General features: G+C 73.9%; 1 pseudogene. It reads right to left on the bottom strand.

The features are described from left to right. A pseudogene (locus tag ACFV6I_RS23615) lies at positions 1-512 on the bottom strand (M18 family aminopeptidase); the annotation flags it as partial. Between the last annotated feature and the right edge of the window lie 431 nt (positions 513-943).

The raw sequence follows: 943 nt of genomic DNA on the forward strand, positions 1-943 counted from the left end.
GTCAGGCCGTCTTTGCCCTGGCGGACCAGGTGGATCGCGTGCTGCGGCCCCCGAAGCAGCGGCTCGTCCCGCTGGACGAGCCGCGAGCTGCCGTCCTTCAGCGCGAGGCGGCCGGAGAGCCCGAGGTCACGGTCCAGCCAGGTGTTCAGCGGGACGCCGCCGTAGATCTCCACGGCGACCTGGCGCCAGCCGGCCGAGCCGGTGTCCGGCACCGGCTTGACCCGCAGGTTCGGCGAGTCGGTGTGGGTACCGACCACCCGGAACGGGGTCTCGGGGCGGGCGCTCTCCGGCAGGTACCAGGCGATCAGGGCGCCGCCCCGGATCAGGTAACGGCCGCCGGCGGCGCCGTCCCAGACGTCGGTCTCGGCGACCTGCCGGAAGCCTGCCTTCTCCAGCCGCTCGGCGGCGCTCGCGACCGCGTGGTACGGGGACGGCGAGGTGCCGAGGAACGCGATCAGATCGTCGCTGTGCGTCCGGTCGAAGAATGCCTGGCGGGCGGCGGCGGTCGACATACTGCTCCTGAGTCGAGGGAGGGCTGAAGCCGGATGGGGAGTCGGCTTCGCACCTTGAGCATATGCCCGTACACGGACAGGGAATTCGGAACCTCCCAACGGATGCAGAACGAGGACACAACCGTGAAGTGACGCCGTGCCGAACTCCGTACACCCAGAGATCCGCCCCGGTCGCGGACGGTCATCGCCATGCCCGAGACCGTGCCGCCGGCCCCGTGCAACAGGTGCGAAACGGGCGAACTCGGCGACGGGTGCGGGGCGGCGAACGGGCGGCGCGCGGGACCACGAACGGACAGCGTGCGGGGCGGCGAACGGGCAGCAACGGGGGGGGGGCGGGGGGGGGGGCGGCGCCGGGCTGCCGGCGCGGGGTGTTGGGGGGCGCGGTGGGGGTTGGGAGCGGAGCCGCGCGCCCGGCGCGGGGGGGCGGGCGG

The sequence above is a fragment of the Kitasatospora sp. NPDC059803 genome (genome assembly GCF_042732255.1).
GTDB lineage: Bacteria > Actinomycetota > Actinomycetes > Streptomycetales > Streptomycetaceae > Kitasatospora.